This window comes from Streptomyces sp. NPDC043726 (assembly GCF_056436565.1).
In genome coordinates, this window is sequence record NZ_JBWKCI010000015.1 from 1 (window position 1) to 16499 (window position 16499).

Annotated in this window: 24 protein-coding genes and 1 riboswitch; of the genes, 13 read left to right on the forward strand and 11 right to left on the reverse strand. The window is 72.0% G+C overall.

Annotated features, from left to right (window positions below):
- Positions 1–126 precede the first annotated feature (126 nt).
- From AC068Z_RS34625 to AC068Z_RS34655, 7 genes are all read right to left on the reverse strand, one after another.
- A complete protein-coding gene (locus tag AC068Z_RS34625) occupies positions 127–429 on the reverse strand; it encodes a hypothetical protein (protein ID WP_478564903.1) in 303 nt (100 codons plus the stop codon).
- A complete protein-coding gene (locus AC068Z_RS34630; protein WP_478564906.1) occupies positions 422–1264 on the reverse strand; it encodes an energy-coupling factor ABC transporter ATP-binding protein in 843 nt (280 codons plus the stop codon). The genes AC068Z_RS34625 and AC068Z_RS34630 overlap by 8 nt, the downstream gene beginning before the upstream one ends.
- Positions 1261–2010, reverse strand: a complete 750-nt coding sequence (cbiQ, locus tag AC068Z_RS34635) for a cobalt ECF transporter T component CbiQ (RefSeq protein WP_478564909.1) — start codon at positions 2008–2010, stop codon at positions 1261–1263. The genes AC068Z_RS34630 and cbiQ overlap by 4 nt, the downstream gene beginning before the upstream one ends.
- A gap of 6 nt (positions 2011–2016) precedes the next feature.
- Positions 2017–2379 carry an energy-coupling factor ABC transporter substrate-binding protein gene (locus tag AC068Z_RS34640; protein ID WP_478564912.1) on the reverse strand — a complete coding sequence of 121 codons (363 nt, stop codon included), beginning with the start codon at positions 2377–2379 and terminating at the stop codon, positions 2017–2019.
- Positions 2376–3083: an energy-coupling factor ABC transporter permease gene (locus AC068Z_RS34645; RefSeq protein ID WP_478564915.1), complete on the reverse strand. Its 708-nt coding sequence runs from the start codon at positions 3081–3083 to the stop codon at positions 2376–2378. Before AC068Z_RS34645 ends, AC068Z_RS34640 begins: the two co-directional genes overlap by 4 nt.
- Positions 3084–3113: 30 nt before the next feature.
- Positions 3114–3299, reverse strand: a riboswitch (cobalamin riboswitch).
- Positions 3300–3377: 78 nt separating this feature from the next.
- Positions 3378–3584, reverse strand: coding sequence for a hypothetical protein (locus AC068Z_RS34650; RefSeq protein WP_478564918.1), 207 nt, complete (start codon positions 3582–3584; stop codon positions 3378–3380).
- A gap of 118 nt (positions 3585–3702) precedes the next feature.
- Positions 3703–4608, reverse strand: a complete 906-nt coding sequence (locus tag AC068Z_RS34655) for a LysR family transcriptional regulator (RefSeq protein WP_478564921.1) — start codon at positions 4606–4608, stop codon at positions 3703–3705.
- A gap of 72 nt (positions 4609–4680) precedes the next feature.
- Here AC068Z_RS34655 and AC068Z_RS34660 point away from each other — a divergent pair, with 72 nt between their 5' ends.
- The 5 genes from AC068Z_RS34660 to ykgO all read left to right on the forward strand — a co-directional run bounded on the left by AC068Z_RS34660 (position 4681) and on the right by ykgO (position 7408).
- Positions 4681–5073: a RidA family protein gene (locus tag AC068Z_RS34660; protein ID WP_478564924.1), complete on the forward strand. Its 393-nt coding sequence runs from the start codon at positions 4681–4683 to the stop codon at positions 5071–5073.
- A 34-nt stretch (positions 5074–5107) separates the two neighbouring features.
- Complete coding sequence (locus AC068Z_RS34665) at positions 5108–6457, forward strand: MATE family efflux transporter (protein ID WP_478564927.1); 1350 nt, start codon at positions 5108–5110, stop codon at positions 6455–6457.
- Between the two features lie 282 nt (positions 6458–6739).
- Complete coding sequence (gene rpmG, locus AC068Z_RS34670; RefSeq protein ID WP_451721994.1) at positions 6740–6904, forward strand: 50S ribosomal protein L33; 165 nt, start codon at positions 6740–6742, stop codon at positions 6902–6904.
- Between the two features lie 50 nt (positions 6905–6954).
- Positions 6955–7212, forward strand: a complete 258-nt coding sequence (locus AC068Z_RS34675) for a type B 50S ribosomal protein L31 (RefSeq protein WP_478564931.1) — start codon at positions 6955–6957, stop codon at positions 7210–7212.
- 73 nt (positions 7213–7285) lie between these two features.
- The gene (gene ykgO, locus AC068Z_RS34680; protein WP_055619862.1) at positions 7286–7408 is read left to right on the forward strand and encodes a type B 50S ribosomal protein L36; all 123 of its coding nucleotides are present in this window, start codon (positions 7286–7288) and stop codon (positions 7406–7408) included.
- A 57-nt stretch (positions 7409–7465) separates the two neighbouring features.
- Here ykgO and AC068Z_RS34685 read toward each other — a convergent pair whose 3' ends face one another.
- A complete protein-coding gene (locus AC068Z_RS34685) occupies positions 7466–8590 on the reverse strand; it encodes a hypothetical protein (protein ID WP_478564937.1) in 1125 nt (374 codons plus the stop codon).
- A gap of 351 nt (positions 8591–8941) precedes the next feature.
- Here AC068Z_RS34685 and AC068Z_RS34690 point away from each other — a divergent pair, with 351 nt between their 5' ends.
- Positions 8942–9277 carry a hypothetical protein gene (locus AC068Z_RS34690; RefSeq protein ID WP_478564940.1) on the forward strand — a complete coding sequence of 112 codons (336 nt, stop codon included), beginning with the start codon at positions 8942–8944 and terminating at the stop codon, positions 9275–9277.
- Positions 9274–9720, forward strand: a complete 447-nt coding sequence (locus tag AC068Z_RS34695) for a MerR family transcriptional regulator (RefSeq protein WP_478564943.1) — start codon at positions 9274–9276, stop codon at positions 9718–9720. Before AC068Z_RS34690 ends, AC068Z_RS34695 begins: the two co-directional genes overlap by 4 nt.
- 72 nt (positions 9721–9792) lie before the next feature.
- On the opposite strand, the gene AC068Z_RS34700 is transcribed toward AC068Z_RS34695, so the two are convergent.
- Entirely contained in the window at positions 9793–10512 is a 720-nt protein-coding gene (locus AC068Z_RS34700) for a TioE family transcriptional regulator (RefSeq protein WP_478564945.1), read from the reverse strand.
- 58 nt (positions 10513–10570) lie between these two features.
- Between AC068Z_RS34700 and AC068Z_RS34705 the strand changes: the two genes are divergently transcribed.
- The 3 genes from AC068Z_RS34705 to AC068Z_RS34715 are packed head-to-tail and all read left to right on the forward strand — an operon-like array spanning position 10571 to position 12716.
- Positions 10571–11803, forward strand: a complete 1233-nt coding sequence (locus tag AC068Z_RS34705) for an erythromycin esterase family protein (RefSeq protein ID WP_478564948.1) — start codon at positions 10571–10573, stop codon at positions 11801–11803.
- Positions 11804–11826: 23 nt separating this feature from the next.
- Complete coding sequence (locus tag AC068Z_RS34710; protein ID WP_478564951.1) at positions 11827–12252, forward strand: contact-dependent growth inhibition system immunity protein; 426 nt, start codon at positions 11827–11829, stop codon at positions 12250–12252.
- A gap of 20 nt (positions 12253–12272) precedes the next feature.
- A complete protein-coding gene (locus AC068Z_RS34715) occupies positions 12273–12716 on the forward strand; it encodes a GNAT family N-acetyltransferase (RefSeq protein WP_478565449.1) in 444 nt (147 codons plus the stop codon).
- A gap of 3 nt (positions 12717–12719) precedes the next feature.
- Here the strand turns inward: AC068Z_RS34715 and AC068Z_RS34720 are convergent, their stop codons facing one another.
- Positions 12720–13235 carry a MarR family winged helix-turn-helix transcriptional regulator gene (locus AC068Z_RS34720; RefSeq protein WP_478564954.1) on the reverse strand — a complete coding sequence of 172 codons (516 nt, stop codon included), beginning with the start codon at positions 13233–13235 and terminating at the stop codon, positions 12720–12722.
- 40 nt (positions 13236–13275) lie between these two features.
- Here AC068Z_RS34720 and AC068Z_RS34725 point away from each other — a divergent pair, with 40 nt between their 5' ends.
- Together AC068Z_RS34725 and AC068Z_RS34730 are read left to right on the forward strand one after the other, a co-directional pair.
- Positions 13276–14175 carry an EamA family transporter gene (locus AC068Z_RS34725; RefSeq protein WP_478564957.1) on the forward strand — a complete coding sequence of 300 codons (900 nt, stop codon included), beginning with the start codon at positions 13276–13278 and terminating at the stop codon, positions 14173–14175.
- A 67-nt stretch (positions 14176–14242) separates the two neighbouring features.
- A complete protein-coding gene (locus AC068Z_RS34730; RefSeq protein ID WP_478564960.1) occupies positions 14243–14791 on the forward strand; it encodes a DUF6817 domain-containing protein in 549 nt (182 codons plus the stop codon).
- Positions 14792–15008: 217 nt separating this feature from the next.
- Here AC068Z_RS34730 and AC068Z_RS34735 read toward each other — a convergent pair whose 3' ends face one another.
- On the reverse strand, positions 15009–15245 hold the full coding sequence (locus AC068Z_RS34735) for a hypothetical protein (protein WP_478564962.1): 237 nt from the start codon (positions 15243–15245) through the stop codon (positions 15009–15011).
- Between the two features lie 133 nt (positions 15246–15378).
- Here AC068Z_RS34735 and AC068Z_RS34740 point away from each other — a divergent pair, with 133 nt between their 5' ends.
- Positions 15379–16443, forward strand: coding sequence for a peptidoglycan recognition protein family protein (locus tag AC068Z_RS34740; protein ID WP_478564964.1), 1065 nt, complete (start codon positions 15379–15381; stop codon positions 16441–16443).
- Positions 16444–16499 lie beyond the last annotated feature (56 nt).

A 16499-nucleotide genomic window follows, 5' to 3' on the forward strand; every position in this document is an offset into this window, starting at 1 on the left:
CCCTGCGGCGCGCCACTTCCGCTCACCCCTGCGGCGCGCCACTCCCGCTCACCCCTGCGGCGCGCCACTCCCGCTCACCCCTGCGGCGCGCCACTCCCGCTCACCCCTGCGGCGCGCCACTTCCGCTCACCCCTGCGGCGCGCCCTTCACCCGCACGGCGCGGTCGCGGGCTGTTCTCACCCGGGCCACGACCGCGCACAGCGCACAGTCGCCACCCCCGCAGCCATGGTCGCCCCCGGTGAGCGCGGAGTCGACGTCGTCCAGCGCCTGGAGCAGTTCCTCCACCACCCCCAGCAGCACCCGTACCCGGGCACTCTGCCCGCCGACCTGCCGCCGGGTTGCCAGCAACCGCGCGAAGTCCTCGCCGGAGACGGCCACCCACTCCTGCCCGTCGACCAGGACGGGCCGCCCGCGCGGAGCGTCAGCCATCGGCCGGGATCGGCGCGACCAGGGCGGCCAGCTCCTCGGGAGTACGCGGCCCGGCGACCCCGTCGCCCAACAGCCCCTGCCCCCGCAGCAGTTCCGCCGCGGCCACCCCCCACGGCAACCGAAGCCCCGCCTCCCGCAGCAGATCCGTGCGGGCCAGCATCTCGGGCGCGGGCCCCGTGCGCGCACCTCCCGGCGTGAGGAGCGCCGCGTCATCGGCCCAGCGCAGGGCGAGGTCGACGTCATGGGTGGCCATGACCACCGTCGTGCCGCTCGCCCGGAGCCCGTCGAGGGTGCCGAGCAGCCGTTCCTGCCCGTCCGGATCGAGCCCGGCGGTCGGCTCGTCGAGGATCAGCACCCGGGGCCGCATCGCCACGGCGCCCGCGATCGCGGTGCGCTTGCGCTGGCCGTAGGAGAGCAGATGGGTCGGCCGGTCGGCCAGCGCGCTGATGTCCAGCGCGGCGAGCGCTTCCTCGACCCGGGCGCGCACCTCGGCGTCGGAGAGCCCGAGGTTGAGCGGTCCGAAGGAGACGTCCTGTCCCACCGAAGCGGCGAAGAGCTGGTCGTCCGGGTCCTGCACCACCAGCTGAACGGTCGTCCTGAGCCGGGTCAGCCCCTTGCGGTCGTACGACACCTCGCGTCCCTCGACGCTCAGCCGGCCCTCGCGCGGCCGGAGCCCGCCGCTGAGCAGCCGCATCAGGGTCGTCTTGCCGCTGCCGTTGCGCCCGAGCAGCGCCAGCGCCCGCCCTTCGCGCACCTCGAAGTCCAGGCCCGCCAGCACGGTCGGCCCTTCCTCGTAGGCATAGGACGCGCCGTGGAGAGCGACCAACTCGCTCATGAGAGAGGACCTTTCAGTACGAGCGTGAGGGCGGCCAGCGCCACGAGGAGCCCGCAGCTGGCGGCCGTGAACCGGACCGAGACCCGTGCCTCGGGCACCAGCACGCGCAGGGTGCCGTCGTAGCCGCGTCCGGCGAGCCCGGCTTGCAGACGGGTGGCCCGGTCGAAGGCCCGTACGAACGCGGTGGCCCCGAGCCCGCCCAGGGAGCGCCAGGTCGCGGCGCGGGTGGTGTGCCCGAGCCGCGCGGCCTGGGCGTCCCGGATCCGCCGTACGGAATCCAGCAGCAGGAAGCTCATCCGGTACGTCACCAGCGCCACGTCGCCCACGGCGGCGGGCACGCCGGCCTTCACCAGCCGCGGCAGCAGGTCGGACATGGGGGTGGTGAACGCGAGGAGCAGCACCCCGAGGGAGGCCGCGGAGGTGCGCAGCAGCAGCTCCCCGGCCCGTACGGCCCCGTCGTCGGCGAGGGAGACGAAACCGTCGGGGCCGCCCACCTGCACGAGGAGCGTGGCGGCGCCGGTGACACAGAATCCGAGCGGCACCCGGTAGGCCCGCCACAGCTTCCGCCCCGGTACGCCCGCCGGGCCCAGCAGCACCACGAGGGCCGTCACCAGGACCAGCGCGGCCCCCGGCCAGGGCGGCAGCGAGATGGCGAGCACGGTCAGACCTAGTCCGAGCACGGCCTTGTCCACGGGATGGCGGCGGCGCCAGCGACTGCTGTGCGCCGCCGCGTCGATCGGCAGCACGGGGGATCAGACCCCTTCGCCGTCGGACTCCCCGGCACGGCCGACCCCGACCGCATCCCGTTCCAGGGCCCGCTGTTCGCCCTGCTTACGGCCGCGGCGCAGCCCGAAGTAGTAGGCGAGGACACCCGCCCCCAGGGCCGCCTGGAGCGAGAACAGGGCCGACTCGATCTCCCCGGACGGCGGTTCGTACAGCGGCGAGAACCAGGGCTCGTAGTCCGGCTCGATCTCGGTGATCGCCGTCTCGGCCTCGGCATCGGCGCCGGCGAAGGGCTCCTCCTTGTGGTCGCCGAGCCCGAGCATGAGCGGCATGACGGCGAGCGCGGCCACCGCGAGCAGCAGCAACAGGTTGATCTTCGTGTTACGGCTCATCGGGCCACCGCCTCGTTCGACTCGGTCCGCACCCGCTTGCCGCCGGACAGCAGCACACCGAGCCGGGTCAGTTCTCCCTTGCTGGACTGCACCAGCAGCCGCATCACCAGCACCGTCAGGAGCCCCTCGCTCACCGCGAGCGGGATCTGGGTGACGGCGAAGATGGACCCGAACTTGCCGAGCGCGCCCAGGAATCCGCTGCTGGGGTCGGGGAACGCCAGCGCCAGCTGAACGCTGGTGACGCAGTAGGTCGACAGGTCGGCGACGAACGCGCCGCAGAAGACAGCGGCCATCAGCGGCACGTCGTACCGCCTCAACAGCTTGTAGACGGCGTATCCGGCCCAGGGCCCGGCGATCGCCATGGAGAAGACGTTGGCGCCGAGCGTGGTCAGACCCCCGTGCGCGAGCAGCAGGGCCTGGAAGAGCAGGGTGATGGTCCCGAGGACCGCCATGATCGGCGGCCGGAACAGGATGGCGCCCAGGCCGGTACCGGTGGGATGGGAACAGCTCCCGGTCACCGAGGGCAGTTTGAGTGCGGACAGAACGAAGGTGAAGGCCCCGGAGGCGCCGAGGAGCAGGGTGCTCTCCGGGTGCTCGCGGACTTCACGGGTGAGTGACCGGACTCCGTGGACGACGAAGGGCGCGGACGCGACGCCCCAGGCGACCGCGTGCGCCGGAGGCAGAAATCCCTCGGCTATGTGCATGGCTCAGCAGACCCTCTCCAGCACCTCGTGGATGGTTGACGCGCCTTGGCCGGTCTCCTGGCTGACGGGTGACACCGCCCGTGACTCCGCCTTCCCGGGTCCCGAAGGACCCAGTGGCTGCCCGTGGGGGCTGGAGCCGGACTTCCCGATCACAGTGGCGAGGGCCGCACCGGCATTGCACCGGATTTCCCGTTCACCAAGGCGTGGTGACAGTAGTGCGCCCACCGGGCACATGACAAGCGGAGCCGGGGGGCGCACAGGGGGAGTGAACCGGCTCACGCACCTGCGGTGACGTCAGTCCCAGCGGTAACCGTCACCGAAGTTGAGGGTGTGCTCCAGGACGTCCTCGAGGGGGTCGTTGACGTTCACGGTGTTGATCACGGACACCACGGGCGCGTTGTTGGAGACGTGCAGCGGGGGGTTGTCGTGGGCGGTGGCGTCACCGGCGGCGAGGACCGTCACCGTGAGGGCGGCGGGGAGGAGGGAGATCCGTGCGCGCATGACTGCTCTCCTTAGAGGCCAGGGTGGCAGCGGGAACGATGGGGGATTACCGCGTGCCGGCCTCGCGAATCCCCGCTAGGGGCCGGTTCACCTGGACGAGGCGGGCGTTCGGCGGGTCCTATCGACTGGACGGCCGTCGGCTGACGACCGTGAGCAGCCGCGCGACCAGCGGGTTCTGATCGTCCGTACGCCAGGCGACGGCGACCCGGGTGCGGGCGGTGCCCGGCTCGATCCGGCGGAACGCGACGCCCTTGAGGCGGATACGGCGGATGCCGGCCGGGGCCAGGGAGACGCCGAGGCCGGTCTCGACGAGCGCGCACACGGTCGCCCATTCCACCGCGTGCTGGGCGATGCGCGGCGTGAACCCCTGCGCCGTGCACAGCCCGATGATCTGGTCGTACAGCCCGGGTCCGGCTTCACGGGGCAGCAGCACGAAGGGCGAGTCCGCCAACTGTGCGAGCCGCACGGCCCGCTGGGCGGCCAGGGGGTGGGCGCTCGGCAGCACGGCGACGAAGGGCTCGGTGACCACCGTCCGGAAGGCCAGCTCCGGCTCGGCGTCGGAGGGCTCGCGCAGCAGGCCGACGTCGATGGTCCGCTCGCGCAGGGCCGCGAGCTGGGGAGCGGTGGTCATCTCGCGGATGTCCAGCCGCACATCGGGGAACAGCTGCCGGAAGTCGCGCAGCAGGCTGGGCAGGACGGTCAGGGCAAGGGAGGCGGCGAAGCCGAGACGCAGCCGGCCGGCGGTGCCGCCGCCGACGGCCCGGGCGGCGGCGAGCCCGTCGGCGAGGTCGGACAGAGCCCGCCGGGCCGCGGGCAGCAGTTCGTGGCCCGCGGGGGTGAGGGCGACGCGCCCCGGTCCGCGGCTGAAGAGCGGGTGGCCGACCTTGTCCTCCAGCCGCCGGATCTGCTGGCTCAGCGGCGGCTGGGCGATGCCCAGGCGGGCGGCGGCGTGACCGAAGTGGAGTTCCTCGGCCAGGACGACGAAGGCGTGCAGCTGGGGGAGGGGGAGTTCGGGCCGTTCCATATCCCCAGGGATATCAGCCCATGCGAATCGGCGTATTAGACGTATCATTGCTGGTCACCTAGCGTTCGGCGCATGACAGAGCGACGCGCGATCCTCAGCGGCTCGACCTTCGAGGAGCAGATCGGTTACGCCCGTGCCGTGGTCGACGGCGAGTGGGTGCACGTGTCCGGGACGACCGGGTTCGACTACACCACCATGACGATCTCCGACGACGTCGTGGAACAGGCCGAGCAGTGCCTGCGCAACATCGGGGCCGCCCTGACGGAGGCGGGGTGCACCTTCGCCGACGTTGTCCGGGTGCGCTATCTGCTGCCCGAGCGCGAGGACTTCGAGCCGTGCTGGCCGGCACTGCGACGCCGCTTCGGAGAGGTGCGGCCGGCGGCGACGATGCTCGTGTGCGGTCTGGCCGACCCCAGGATGAAGATCGAGATCGAGGTGTACGCGCGGAGGCCGACTCCCGGGTAACAACGGGTGAACTGGGCTGGCAGGATGGGCACATGTGAGCGAACGACGTGCATTCCTGACCATCGCCAAGGCGGCCGCGCCGCTGTACGCGACCATGCTCGCCGCGTCGGCCGGCGCCCTCGTCGACACCGCGCTCCTGGGTCGGTACGCCACCGTGTCCCTGGCCGCGTTCGCCGTGACGATGGCGGTCTTCGGCCCGGCCACGGTCACCGTCGTGGGCGCGCTGCGCGGCGTGATGCCTTTCGTGGCGCCGCACCGCGAGGACCCCGAAGCGCTGCTGCCGTTGGTGCGCGGCGGCATGTGGCTGGCGTTCACCGTGGGCGGGCTGGGCGCGGCGGCGGTGACGGCGGTGCCCCTGTTCGGTGCGATGTTCGGAGTGCCGAGCGCTGTCGTCTCGCAACTGGGCTTCCTGCCCTGGCTGTTGGCGGCCAGTGTGCTGCTGATCGCGGTCGGCGCGTCGGCGACGTCCGTGCTGGTCGGACTCGGGAAGTCCGCCCTGGTCATGCGGTCGGGGCTGTGGGGGACGGCGGTGTCGGTGACGCTGTCGGTGGTACTGGTAGGCGGCCCGGGTCCTCTGCCGAGCCACGGTCTGACCGGCGCGGGCCTGGCGATGCTCGCCTCCAGCCTCGTCAGCGCGTGCCTCAACCAGTACGCCCTGCGTCGCCGCACGGTCCTGGCGGGCCGTTCCCTCCGCCCCGGCCGCCCGGATCCGCGCCAGGTGCTGAAGCTGGCCCGCGTCGGCATCCCGCTCGCGGGGACCGTGCTGGTGAAGTTCGCGGTGCTCGGTGTCCTGACCTTCGCCGCGGCCCGGACCGGCACCGACGGCGTAGCCGTGCACGGTGTTGCCGAGTCCCTGGTGAACGTCGTGTTCACGGTGGCTGTGGCGGTCGGGCAGGCGACGGTTCCGCTGATCGCCGGATACGCGCAGGAGCGTGACATCGGGCGGATCCGGCGCAGTGTGTGGGCGGGGATCCGGGTGGCGCTGTGCGCGGTGGCGGTGCTCTGCGCCGGGCTGTGGCTCCTGCGCGGCCCGGTCGTGGACCTGTTCACGAAGGACCCCGCGCTCGGTCAGGAGGTCAGGCATCTGCTGCCGCTCGTTCTGGCGGTGGTGATCAGTGACGCCCTGCAGGCGGTGGCGGGCTTCGGCCTGGTCGGGCTCAAGCGGACCGGGCCCGGCCTGGTGTCCACGGTCGTCTGGTTCGGGATCCTCGCGGCCCTGGCGGTCCCGGTGGCCGACGCGGCCGGACTGACAGGCCTATGGACGGCCCTGGCCTGCGCGAATCTCCTCCAGGCCGGCACGAAGCTGATGTCGTTCCACCGGCACACGGCCCGGATCGGGGCGGGGGCCCGGCGCCCGACGGCGGAGGCCGCCGACCGCGCCTGAGTTGCCTCGCCCCTGCGGTGCTGTATAGTCGATCTTGAGCTGGTCGCCGGAAATCCGGTGCCCGGTTTCGCGTTGGTGGTCCAAGGAAAGACGCCCCGCTTCCTGCGGGGAGATGCAGGTGCAAGGCCTGCCCGGCGCTCCAGTGAACGGCCCGTCCCGAACAGGGGCGGGCCGTTCGTGTTTCCTCCGGCGGGGGGAATGCGACGGCGGGTGCCTGTGTTGAGACACCTGTCTGGCATGTTCGAGTCAATCGACTCGCATGGCGGCGGAAGGGAGTCTCCTATGGCACGCAGCAACGCCCGCCCCGTGGTGAAGCTGAAGTCGACGGCCGGCACCGGCGTCACCTACGTGACCCGCAAGAGCCGTACCAACAACCCCGACCGGCTGGTCCTGCGCAAGTACGACCCGGTCGCCGGCGCTCACGTCCTCTTCCGCGAGGAACGCTGACGCCCGCCTCCCGCCGCCCGGCGGTGGAGGCCGACACGAAAGGACACCCCATGCAGCGCGGCATCCATCCCGTCTCCCGCCCGGTCGTCTTCCGCGACCGCGCGTCCGGATTCACCCTGCTGACCACGTCCACCCTCGACCCGCGGCGCACGGTCGAGTGGGAGGACGGCAACACCTACCCGGTGGTCGACGTCGAGATCTCCTCGGCGAGCCACCCCTTCTACACCGGCACCTCGCGCGTGGTGGACACCGCGGGACGCGTGGAGCGCTTCGAGCGGCGCTACGGCCGTACGACCGCCCGCGGCTGACCGCCCGCGGCTGACCGCCCACCCGTTGCCGCGTGGAAGCGGCGCCGCGTCGCCGCTTCGAGAGGAGACCGCGATGAAGGTACGCAAGTCGTTGCGCTCGCTGAAGGCCAGGCCCGGTGCCCAGGTCGTGCGCCGGAGAGGCGTGACGTTCGTGATCAACAAGAAGGAGCCGCGCTTCAAGGCCCGGCAGGGCTGAGCAGCCGGCAGGCCGCCCGGCACCCGTGGTCATCGCGGGTGCCGGGCCCGGCGTGTGTCAGGCGTCCAGACGCTCGACGTAGGCGCCCGTCGGGGGAGCCGGAACAGAGCTGGTCATGCCCACCGACCAGTACCCACCCGTGCCCGGCACGTGCGTCACGTCGTTGAGGCAAGGCCCCGGCGCTGGGCCGCTTGGGCCACGGACGACCCTCCAGGCGTCGCCCTCTCGGCGCAGGTATGTGCTGCGGCTCTGATCCTGGAAGTTCCAGCCGGAGATCCACGCGGCGCCGCCCCGCGCATCCCCCGCGATCCCGGACAGCGACCCCGCCACGAACCCGGCTTCCACCCGAGTCCAGGCCGTGCCGTCCCAGTGGTGGAGGGCGGGGTTGCCGGGGCGGCCCGGCGGCCCGCCGACTCCTGCCTCGGTGCCCACCGCCCAGACGTCGTCCGGACCGGCGGCGTGGACGTCGGCGATGGCCAGACGCAGCCCCACGATCGCGGGCAGCATGGTCCAGGTGCCGTCCCAACGCGCCACCAACCCGGACCAGCCACCCCCGCTCGACTGATCCCCGCACACCCACACCTCGCCGGACGAGCGCACGACGACCCGGTAGAGGCCGGCGCTCGCCACGGGCAGCGGATCCAGCCACCGCCACTCCTGCCCGTCACCCCGCAGCAGCCGTACGGCGCCGCCCTGCCTGCCGCAGATCCACACCCGGCCGTCCGGACCGACCGCCACCGCGTCCAGCCGGACGCCCGGTTCACCCCTGCCCGGGAAATCGGCCTCCTGCCAGGTGATCCCGTTCCAGCGCAGCAGAGGACCGCGGCCCTCGGAGGCCCGGCCCACACTCCACGCGGCGGCGTCAGAGGCGACGGCCACGTCGGTCAGCCGGGTGTGGCCGAGGTGGGCCAGGTCGCACTTGGCCCAGGAGCTTCCGTCCCACACCATCGCGAGGGCGCGCCCCCCGGAGCCGCCGAGCCGCTCCTCACCGACGGCCCAGGCCAGTTGAGGTCCGGCCGCCGCGACACGGCGCAACTGCGCGGGAGGAACACTGCCCGGCGCGGGCACCGCCTGCCAGCCCTGCGCACGGGTCGTCGGCGCGTCGGCCCGGGACGGATCCGGGCCGAGCGCGACTCCCGCGAGCACGCCGATCGCCCCTGCCGTAAAGCGCCTACGTCTCACCGGTGGATCCTTCCGGTCGCAACGGACGGATGGGAGGGGACCACGGTGGACCGGGTGGCCGGGAAGGTCTAGATGCGTATGTGACAAAGCCGTTGCGGCCACGGGTGGTCGGCGCTTCGCCGCGTTCGTGCCGGTGAGGGCGCGGGTCATGAGGGGAGGGGCGCCGGTGGTGCCGTAGGCGCTCGTCATGGTCCCCGGTCCGGTGCTTCAGGAATGATCTCGTGCTCCCGGCCGGCATCGCCGATCCACCGTGTGCTCAGCGACGCCAGGGCTTGCAAACGGTACCCAGGTACAGGTCTACCGTCGAAGGTGTCGCCGGGTCGCCGGGGCGTGAGGACGGGAGTGAGGGCGATGACGGATGCGGCGTGGGTACCGCAGTCCTGCGCGCTGCCGACCGAGGAGCGGCCGTTGCGGGTCGCGGAGTGGGACGCGCTGTTCGCCGAGCGGCTGATCTCGACCTCCCGGCCCGGGGCGCTGCGGCTGCGCTTCGAGCTGGCCGGTGGGCCGTCGGTGCAGGACGAGGTCCGTGACCTGGTGGAGCGCGAGGTCGGCTGCTGCTCGTTCTTCGCCTTCGGGGTCGAGGTCGGTGACGACCGGATCTGGCTGGACGTCTCTGTGGACCCCGTGCACGAGACGGTCCTCGAGGCCATCGCCGTACGGGCGGGCGCGTGGGATGAGTCGCTGTGAGCGAGGGTCTGCGCAGCGGGCAGGTCGCCGAGGCCGCCGGGGTGAATGTCCAGACGCTGCGTTACTACGAGCGGCGCGGCTTGCTGGCCGAGCCGGAGCGTAGTAATGGCGGTCACCGGCTGTACGGCGAGGAAGCGGTGACCGTACTGCGGGTCATCAAGGCCGCCCAGCGGCTCGGGTTCACGCTGGACGAGGTCGCCGAGCTGCTGGAGGCCGGCCGCCACCGCCGTGGTCGTGCCGTGGCGGGGTTGCGGGACCGGACCACGGCCAAGCTCGCCGAGGTCGACGCGAAGATCGCCGACCTGACCACCGTCCGCACGGCACTGGTCGCGGCGGTCGACGCGGGCTGCGACGACCTGACCGTCTGCGCCTCGACGGACGGTTGCCCCATCCCGTTCACAGGTCTCGAGGGAGGGGATTGCCACGCCGAGCCATGCTGCTGAGAGGGGCGCCAGGCCGAAGGCTCTCGCGGAACCGCGACGGCCGTTTCTGGCCTCGCCTTACGAACCCGCGTCTCATGCGCGCTCGCGAAGATATGCATCCAGCTCGGCGGCGCCGGTCAGCATTGCCCGCCCCCGGGTGTGCAGCCGGTCGTGCCAGTCGCGTAGGGCGGCCTGGAGGGGGTCGAGGCCGCCGGCCGCTCGTACCTGGGCGATGAGCGGGGCGATCTGCTCCAGCAGGTAGCCGCCTCGCCGGAGCTGGTGGGCCAGTTGGGCGTCCCGTACGGCGGCCTCGTCGTAGACGCGGTAGCCGGTCCGCGGGTCGCGGCGGGGGCGTACGAGTCCGGCGGCCTCCCACTTGCGCAAGGTCGCGGGGCGGATGCCGAGCCTGGCGGACAGCGGGCCGATGAAGGTGCCGCCGGGTCCGGACCCCACGTCCGCGACCGGCTCCAGGTCGCGGAGGGCGTGCTCCACCGCGCGGAGGGTCCGTCGGTCGTCGAGGAGCTGGGCGTGGCTCTCGTCGATGAGGCGGAACGCCTCCTCGGTGGCGCCCTCATTCACCGCCCGCATGATCGCTGTCGCCGTCTGATGGCCGTGGCCGGGCAGCAGAGCGAGGAACGCGCGCAGCGCCGCCGCGTGCAGCGGGGTGTAGGTGCGGTAGCCGTGGGCCGTGCGGGCGGCGGCCGGAAGGATGCCTGCTTCCTCGTAATTCCTGATCGCCTGGGTGGACAGGCCGTGCTCGCGCGCCAGATCAACCGGCCTCAGCCGATCCTCGGTTTGAAGGTTGCGCCCCATCCGGCCGACGATATCGCGGAAAAGTTTCAACCGAAGGTTCAACGATAGCGTTGAAGGCATGGCGACTGACATCAAGGACAACGCCCATCTCGACGCTCATCCCGACGCCCATCCCGTCGGCGCTGCCTCCGTTCGGGGGCTGCTCGCCGCCCGCCCTCGCCTGCTCGCGCTGGGCGAGCCCACTCACGGCCAGGAGACCCTGCTCGAGCTGCGCAACGACCTCTTCCGGCAACTCGTCGAGCAGGAGGGCTACCGGACGATCACGATCGAGAGCGACTGCCTGCGAGGCCGGTTCGTGGACGACTACGTCACCTCGGGCACCGGCACGCTCGACGAGGCCATGACGCAGGGCTTCAGCCACGAGTGGGGCGCCTTCCCGGGCAACCGCGAACTCGTGCGCTGGATGCGCGCCTACAACGTCCGCGCCGACAGCGAGGACCGGCCCGCCGCCGACCGGTTGCGCTTCGCCGGTTTCGACGGGCCCCTGGAGATCACCGCAGCCGAGAGCCCCCGCCAGGCGCTCACCGCACTCCACGCCTACCTCGCGGCCCACATCGAGGCGGACCTCCTACCCTGCCCCGCGGACACACTCGACCGCCTGCTCGGCCCCGACGACCGCTGGGCCAACCCGGCCGCGATGATGGACCCGGCCCAGTCGGTGGGACAGTCGGCCGAGGCACAGCAACTGCGGCTGATCGCCGACGAATTGACGGCACTGCTCGACCAGCACACACCGCACCTGCTCGCGGAGACCCCACGCGAGGCCTGGGACCGGGCGCGTCTGTACGGTCGTACCGCCGTCGGCCTGTTGCGCTACCACCACGGCATGGCCGACACCTCACCGGCCCGCATGACCCGGCTGCTGAGCGTGCGCGACCAGATGATGGCGCACAACCTCCTCGCCCTCGCCGAGCGCGGCCCGACTCTCGTCCACGCCCACAACTCCCATCTCCAGCGCGCGCGGAGCAGCATGCGGATGTGGGAGGGGGGTGTGGAGTGGTGGAGCGCCGGTGCGCTGGTGAGCGCCCGACTCGGCGAGGAGTACGCCTTCGTGGCGACAGCGCTCGGCACGATCCGCCACCAGGGAGTCGGCACCCCGCCGCCGGACACCCTCGAAGGGCTCCTGTACGGGCTCCCTGAGGACCAAAGTCTGCTCAGCGGAACGCAGTTGGCCGCCACGCTCACCAACAGCCCTCCCGAGACACGGGTTTCCTCCTGGTTCGGCTACGCCCCGCTGGCTCCCGCCTACTTGGCGGACATCGAAGGTGTGGTGTTCGTGAGGGACGTCTGACGGCTTCGACAAAGATGAGGCGCATGAACCATCTGCTGCACCACAGCCGCACGCTCGACGAACTGGATCCGCCTCGCTGGGACCCTCCCGCCGCCGACGCGACCCGCCTGGTTCGCAAGGTGCATGCATTGCGGCGGGTGCCGCTTCGTGACCTCGGGCCGGCGGATCTGCGCACGCTCATTCCCCAGCAGGTGGCCCTGCCGTACGTGCTGCCCCTGGCTGTGAGTCTGCTGCTGGAGAATCCCCTGTTGGACGCCTGCTTCTATGAGGGAGACCTGCTGCTCGCTGCCGTTACGGCCCCAGCCTCCGCCTGGGCCTTGATCCCGGACCTGGAGGCCCAGCTGCGAAACGTGATCGCCACGCTGTCCGATGCGGACGTGGCCGAGTTGCCGCGCGGCGGCGCCGAGCAGCTGGCCGCATTCGTCTCCCGGTCCGACGGATCACGGTGAACTGGGGGAGCGAGGCGATCATGGCCGACTGGGGCATGCGGCAGGCGTCGGAGGCGGACGTCGAGGCGGTGGCGGAGCTCCGAGCGGTGGTGCTGCGGGCCGATCTCGAACGCCTCGGGCGCTACGACCGTCAGCGGGTGCGGCAGCGGCTGCGTGAGGGGTTCGACCCGGTCCATACCTGGGTGATCGAGGTCGGCGGAGCGTTCGCCGGCAGTGTGGCGCTGCGGCCGGCGGACGACGCGGCCTGGCTGGAGCACTTCTATCTGGACCCGCGTCTGCAGGGGAGCGGGATCGGTACGGGAGTACTGCGCGAGCTGCTGGAGCGCTGTGACCTCGGTGGGGACCTCGTCCGGCTGAACGTGCTCCAGGGCAGCCCGGCGCGGCGGCTGTACGAGCGGCACGGCTTCACCGTCGAGTCCGAGGACGCGGTCGACGTGTTCATGGTGCGCATGCCGGTCAGGTGAGCGTCAGGGCCGCACCGGGTCCTCCATGCGGTGGAGCCACGTCGTGAGCAGTGCTTCGAGCGTCTCGGCCTCGGCGGGCGTCAGCACATCGAGCAGGCGGCGCTCGTTGCGCATGTGGTCGGTGAAGGCCTGGTCGATCAGTTCGCGTCCGGCGCGGGTGAGGGCGACGATACGGCCGCGCTGGTCGTCGTCGGAGCGGCGGCGGGTGACGAGTCCGGCGCGCTCCAGGCGGTCGATCCGCTTGGTCATCGCGCCCGTGGTGACCATGGTGTGCGCGGCGAGTTCGCCCGGTGCCCGCTCGAAGGGCTCACCGGCGCGGCGCAGCGCGCACAGCACGTCGAACTCGCCCTCGCTCAGGCCGTAGCGGCTGTACACGCGGCGGAGTTCCTCGCCGAGCTGATCGGCGAGACGGTGCAGTCGGCCGATCACCCCCTGCGGGGAGACGTCGAGGTCGGGCCGTTCCCGGCGCCACTCGTCCTGAATGCGGGCCACGCGGTCCAGCGGATGGCGGTTGTCCATGGCCACCAGCATAGCTTCCAAGGAAGGTATATTGGCTTCCATGGAAGCCAATGTGCGCTGGGTGGCGGTGACCGCGGTCGCGCCGGTCGCGTGGGGGGCCAACTACTTCGTCACGCACGAGTACCTCCCCGCCGACAGCCCCTTGTACGGGGCGGCGCTGCGCGCGCTGCCCGCGGGCCTGGTCCTGCTGGCCCTGTGCCGGCAGCGCCCACGGGGCGCCTGGTGGTGGCGGTCCGGGGTGCTCGGGCTGCTCAACGTGAGCGTGTTCTTCGTCCTCGTCTACGCCGCTTCCCAGCTGCTGCCGACGAGCGTCGCCTCGACCGTCATGGCGGTCTCCCCGCTGACGATGATGCTCATAGCCTGGCCCCTGGTCTCCGAGCGCCCCCAGGTCCGGCACCTGGCCGGAGCCGCGATCGGACTCGCCGGGGTGTGCCTGATGCTGTTCACGGGGGCGGGAGGGGCGAGTGTGCCGGGAGTGCTCGCGTCGGTTGCCGCCGTCCTCGTGTCGTCTTTCGGACACATCCTGTCCAAGCGGTGGAGCGCCGGTGCCGACGTCCTCGCCTCGACTGCCTGGCAGCTCACCGCCGGGGGCCTGTTCCTGCTGCCGTTCGCCGCGGCCGTGGAGGGGTCCCCGCCCGAGCTCTCCGCGTCGGCGCTGCTCGCGTTCGGCTATGTCTCCCTGGTCGCCACCGCGCTGGCCTTCGTCGCCTGGTTCACGGGGCTGCGGCATCTGCCCGCCGGGACCGTGGGCCTGATCGGGCTGCTGAACCCGGTGACGGGGGTGCTGCTCGGTACCGTGGTCGCCGGGGAGGTGCTGAGTGGCCGGCAACTGGGCGGGCTCGCCCTGGTCCTGGCCGGCGTCGTCCTCGGCCGGCCCGCGCGTTCGGGACGACGCCGTACGGTCAACGTCCGTGCTCCTTCGGCGCGTTCCCGGTGTTGACCGGGACCGATCCCCCTGGTGATGATCGCGGAGAGGGCGCCGACCCGAGCGACGGAAGGACCCGCCCGTGACTGCTTCCGACAGCGCTTCCGGTCCGGCCCTCACGCTCCTGCGCGATCTAGGGGCCGCCGGGATCACGCACCCGGGCGGGACTCTCCTCGCGCACCTGCGGCGCGTCCAACGGCAACTCGCCGCGTGGGACGCACGCCCCGCCCTCCAACTCGCGGGCCTGTGCCACGCGTTCTACGGCACCGACGGCTTTCCCACCGCGCTGCTGCCCCTGGAGCGCCGCGCCGAACTCACGGCGGCGATCGGCGCCGAGGCCGAAGCCATCGTGTATCTCTACGCCTCCTGCGACCGCGAGGCCACCTGTCCCACGCTCGCCGAGGTCGGCGGGGCCTTCCATGACCGGTTCACCGGCCGCGGCTGGACGCCCGAACCGCGGCAGCGCCGGGACTTCGCCGAGCTGTCCGCCGCCAACGAACTCGACCTCGTCCGCATCGCCCCCGAGATCCGCGAGAAGTGGGGAGCCGAACTCCTCGCCCTGTTCACCCGCTTCCGTCCGCTGCTGAGTGAACCGGCGTGGTCGGCGTGGGCCTCGGAGTGCGCTTCCTGACCCGCCCCGAGCGCTGGGTCTGTCTGACCATTCCCGCCTGCCCGGCGACGCCCGGCACGCGCGCTCGCCGCGCCGCCCACGTGACTCCGCCACGCGGGCGCTCCGGCGCCTTGCGATCACACGCTCCCCCACGCTCGGCTTCGCTCGCGCGGGGGCACCCCCATCGCCGCCGCCGGGCCCGCCCTTCGGGCGGACGACGGGAATGGTCAGACAGACCCTAGGACGGCGGCTCGGAAGCGGTCTCCTCCTCGCTCATCAGCTCGTCCAGCCGCGCCCGCAGCCCACGTACGGCCGCCAGCCCCAAGTCGTTTCCCCACGGGCCCTTGAGCTCCGCCCTTTCCGCGCCCTCCGCGGCGCCCGTGAGGACGGACAGCAGCAGTCCCGCCCACTGCTTCTCCGTGAGGTAGTCGGGCTTGGCGAACGGTTCGGGCGGGGACGGGTTTTCCTGCTGCATGCTCGCTCCTCGTCTGCGCCGGGCCGGTGGCCCGGACCGGCCCACCCGATCCTGCCAGGGCGGTCGGTGTGGCGTACGGCGGGCCCGGTGGGGGCAAGAGCTCTTTCGCGAAGAACAGATCGGAGGACCGACCGTGGCCCAACCGCTCACCGCCGACCGGCTGGTCGCCGCACTGCGTGGCGAGGGATGCGCCGTCCGCGAGGTCAGCGGCTGGCGCACCAACAACCGCAACCACAAGGGCCCTTGGGGTCCGGTGAACGGCGTGATGGTCCACCACACCGTCACCGGCCCCGAGACCGATGTGGTCAGCCTGATCTACCACGGCCACAGCGCCCTGCCCGGCCCGCTGGCCACCGGTTGCATCACCAAGGACGGCACGATCCACCTCACGGGCAACGGCCGCGCCAACCACGCCGGCGGCGGAGACCCCGACGTGCTGGCCGCCGTGGTGAACGAGTCGTACGGCGACCGCCCGCCGCCCACCCACGAGCACGACGGCAGCCCCGGCTCGGTGGACGGCAACGCCCGCTTCTACGGCTGGGAGTGCGAGAACGAGGGCGACGGGCGGGATCCGTGGCCGCGCGTCCAGTACGTCGCCATGGTGAAGGCCACCGCCGCGATCTGCCGTGCGCACGGCTGGAGCGCGAAGAGCGCCATCGGCCACCTGGAGTGGTCGGACTGGAAGCCCGACCCCCGGGGCTTCGACATGAAGGACTTCCGCCACGACCTCGCCGTATGCCTGGACCTCCCGGCCGGCGTGTGGGAAGGAGACGACGACCCCATGCCCCAGTACGTCAACCTCGGCATCGCGGAACCGTACGAGCTGGTGCCCGGCATCTGGGACTCGATCGAGCTCACCGCCGAGTGGACCGACGAGACCGGCGACCACGCCACCGGCGGCAGCGTCTTCGCCCGGGGCCCGGCGCGCTTCACCGGATCGCTGAGCCTGCGGCTGGACGGCCTCCCCGTCGGCTGTGTCGTCCAGGTCCGGATGTCCGAGTACGAGGGCACGGAGCCGCGCATCGACCACCCCGTCCACGAGATCGCCGCGACCGGGGGCGACACCTTCGCGGTCGTGCCGCTCACGAAGCGGCTGGGAAGCGGCCGGAGCATGCGGCTGCGGCTGCTCAATCAGGCCGATGTGCCGGTCACCGTGACCAGCGCGGTCCTGACGGTGCTGGTCTGGAAGGAAAACTGAGAGCCGTCACTTCACACCCACGTGCACCGCAAGGCAACCCTGACGGTAATCTAATC

What these genes read in the sequence shown, in the direction of transcription:
- AC068Z_RS34625 (WP_478564903.1), bottom strand. Translation starts at nt 429, where the DNA reads ATGGCTGACGCTCCGCGCGGGCGGCCCGTCCTGGTCGACGGGCAGGAG.
- AC068Z_RS34630 (WP_478564906.1), bottom strand. Translation starts at nt 1,264, where the DNA reads ATGAGCGAGTTGGTCGCTCTCCACGGCGCGTCCTATGCCTACGAGGAA.
- AC068Z_RS34640 (WP_478564912.1), bottom strand. Translation starts at nt 2,379, where the DNA reads ATGAGCCGTAACACGAAGATCAACCTGTTGCTGCTGCTCGCGGTGGCC.
- AC068Z_RS34645 (WP_478564915.1), bottom strand. Translation starts at nt 3,083, where the DNA reads ATGCACATAGCCGAGGGATTTCTGCCTCCGGCGCACGCGGTCGCCTGG.
- AC068Z_RS34650 (WP_478564918.1), bottom strand. Translation starts at nt 3,584, where the DNA reads ATGCGCGCACGGATCTCCCTCCTCCCCGCCGCCCTCACGGTGACGGTC.
- AC068Z_RS34655 (WP_478564921.1), bottom strand. Translation starts at nt 4,608, where the DNA reads ATGGAACGGCCCGAACTCCCCCTCCCCCAGCTGCACGCCTTCGTCGTC.
- AC068Z_RS34660 (WP_478564924.1), top strand. Translation starts at nt 4,681, where the DNA reads ATGACAGAGCGACGCGCGATCCTCAGCGGCTCGACCTTCGAGGAGCAG.
- rpmG (WP_451721994.1), top strand. Translation starts at nt 6,740, where the DNA reads ATGGCACGCAGCAACGCCCGCCCCGTGGTGAAGCTGAAGTCGACGGCC.
- AC068Z_RS34675 (WP_478564931.1), top strand. Translation starts at nt 6,955, where the DNA reads ATGCAGCGCGGCATCCATCCCGTCTCCCGCCCGGTCGTCTTCCGCGAC.
- ykgO (WP_055619862.1), top strand. Translation starts at nt 7,286, where the DNA reads ATGAAGGTACGCAAGTCGTTGCGCTCGCTGAAGGCCAGGCCCGGTGCC.
- AC068Z_RS34690 (WP_478564940.1), top strand. Translation starts at nt 8,942, where the DNA reads ATGACGGATGCGGCGTGGGTACCGCAGTCCTGCGCGCTGCCGACCGAG.
- AC068Z_RS34700 (WP_478564945.1), bottom strand. Translation starts at nt 10,512, where the DNA reads ATGGGGCGCAACCTTCAAACCGAGGATCGGCTGAGGCCGGTTGATCTG.
- AC068Z_RS34705 (WP_478564948.1), top strand. Translation starts at nt 10,571, where the DNA reads ATGGCGACTGACATCAAGGACAACGCCCATCTCGACGCTCATCCCGAC.
- AC068Z_RS34710 (WP_478564951.1), top strand. Translation starts at nt 11,827, where the DNA reads ATGAACCATCTGCTGCACCACAGCCGCACGCTCGACGAACTGGATCCG.
- AC068Z_RS34715 (WP_478565449.1), top strand. Translation starts at nt 12,273, where the DNA reads ATGGCCGACTGGGGCATGCGGCAGGCGTCGGAGGCGGACGTCGAGGCG.
- AC068Z_RS34720 (WP_478564954.1), bottom strand. Translation starts at nt 13,235, where the DNA reads ATGGACAACCGCCATCCGCTGGACCGCGTGGCCCGCATTCAGGACGAG.
- AC068Z_RS34725 (WP_478564957.1), top strand. Translation starts at nt 13,276, where the DNA reads ATGGAAGCCAATGTGCGCTGGGTGGCGGTGACCGCGGTCGCGCCGGTC.
- AC068Z_RS34735 (WP_478564962.1), bottom strand. Translation starts at nt 15,245, where the DNA reads ATGCAGCAGGAAAACCCGTCCCCGCCCGAACCGTTCGCCAAGCCCGAC.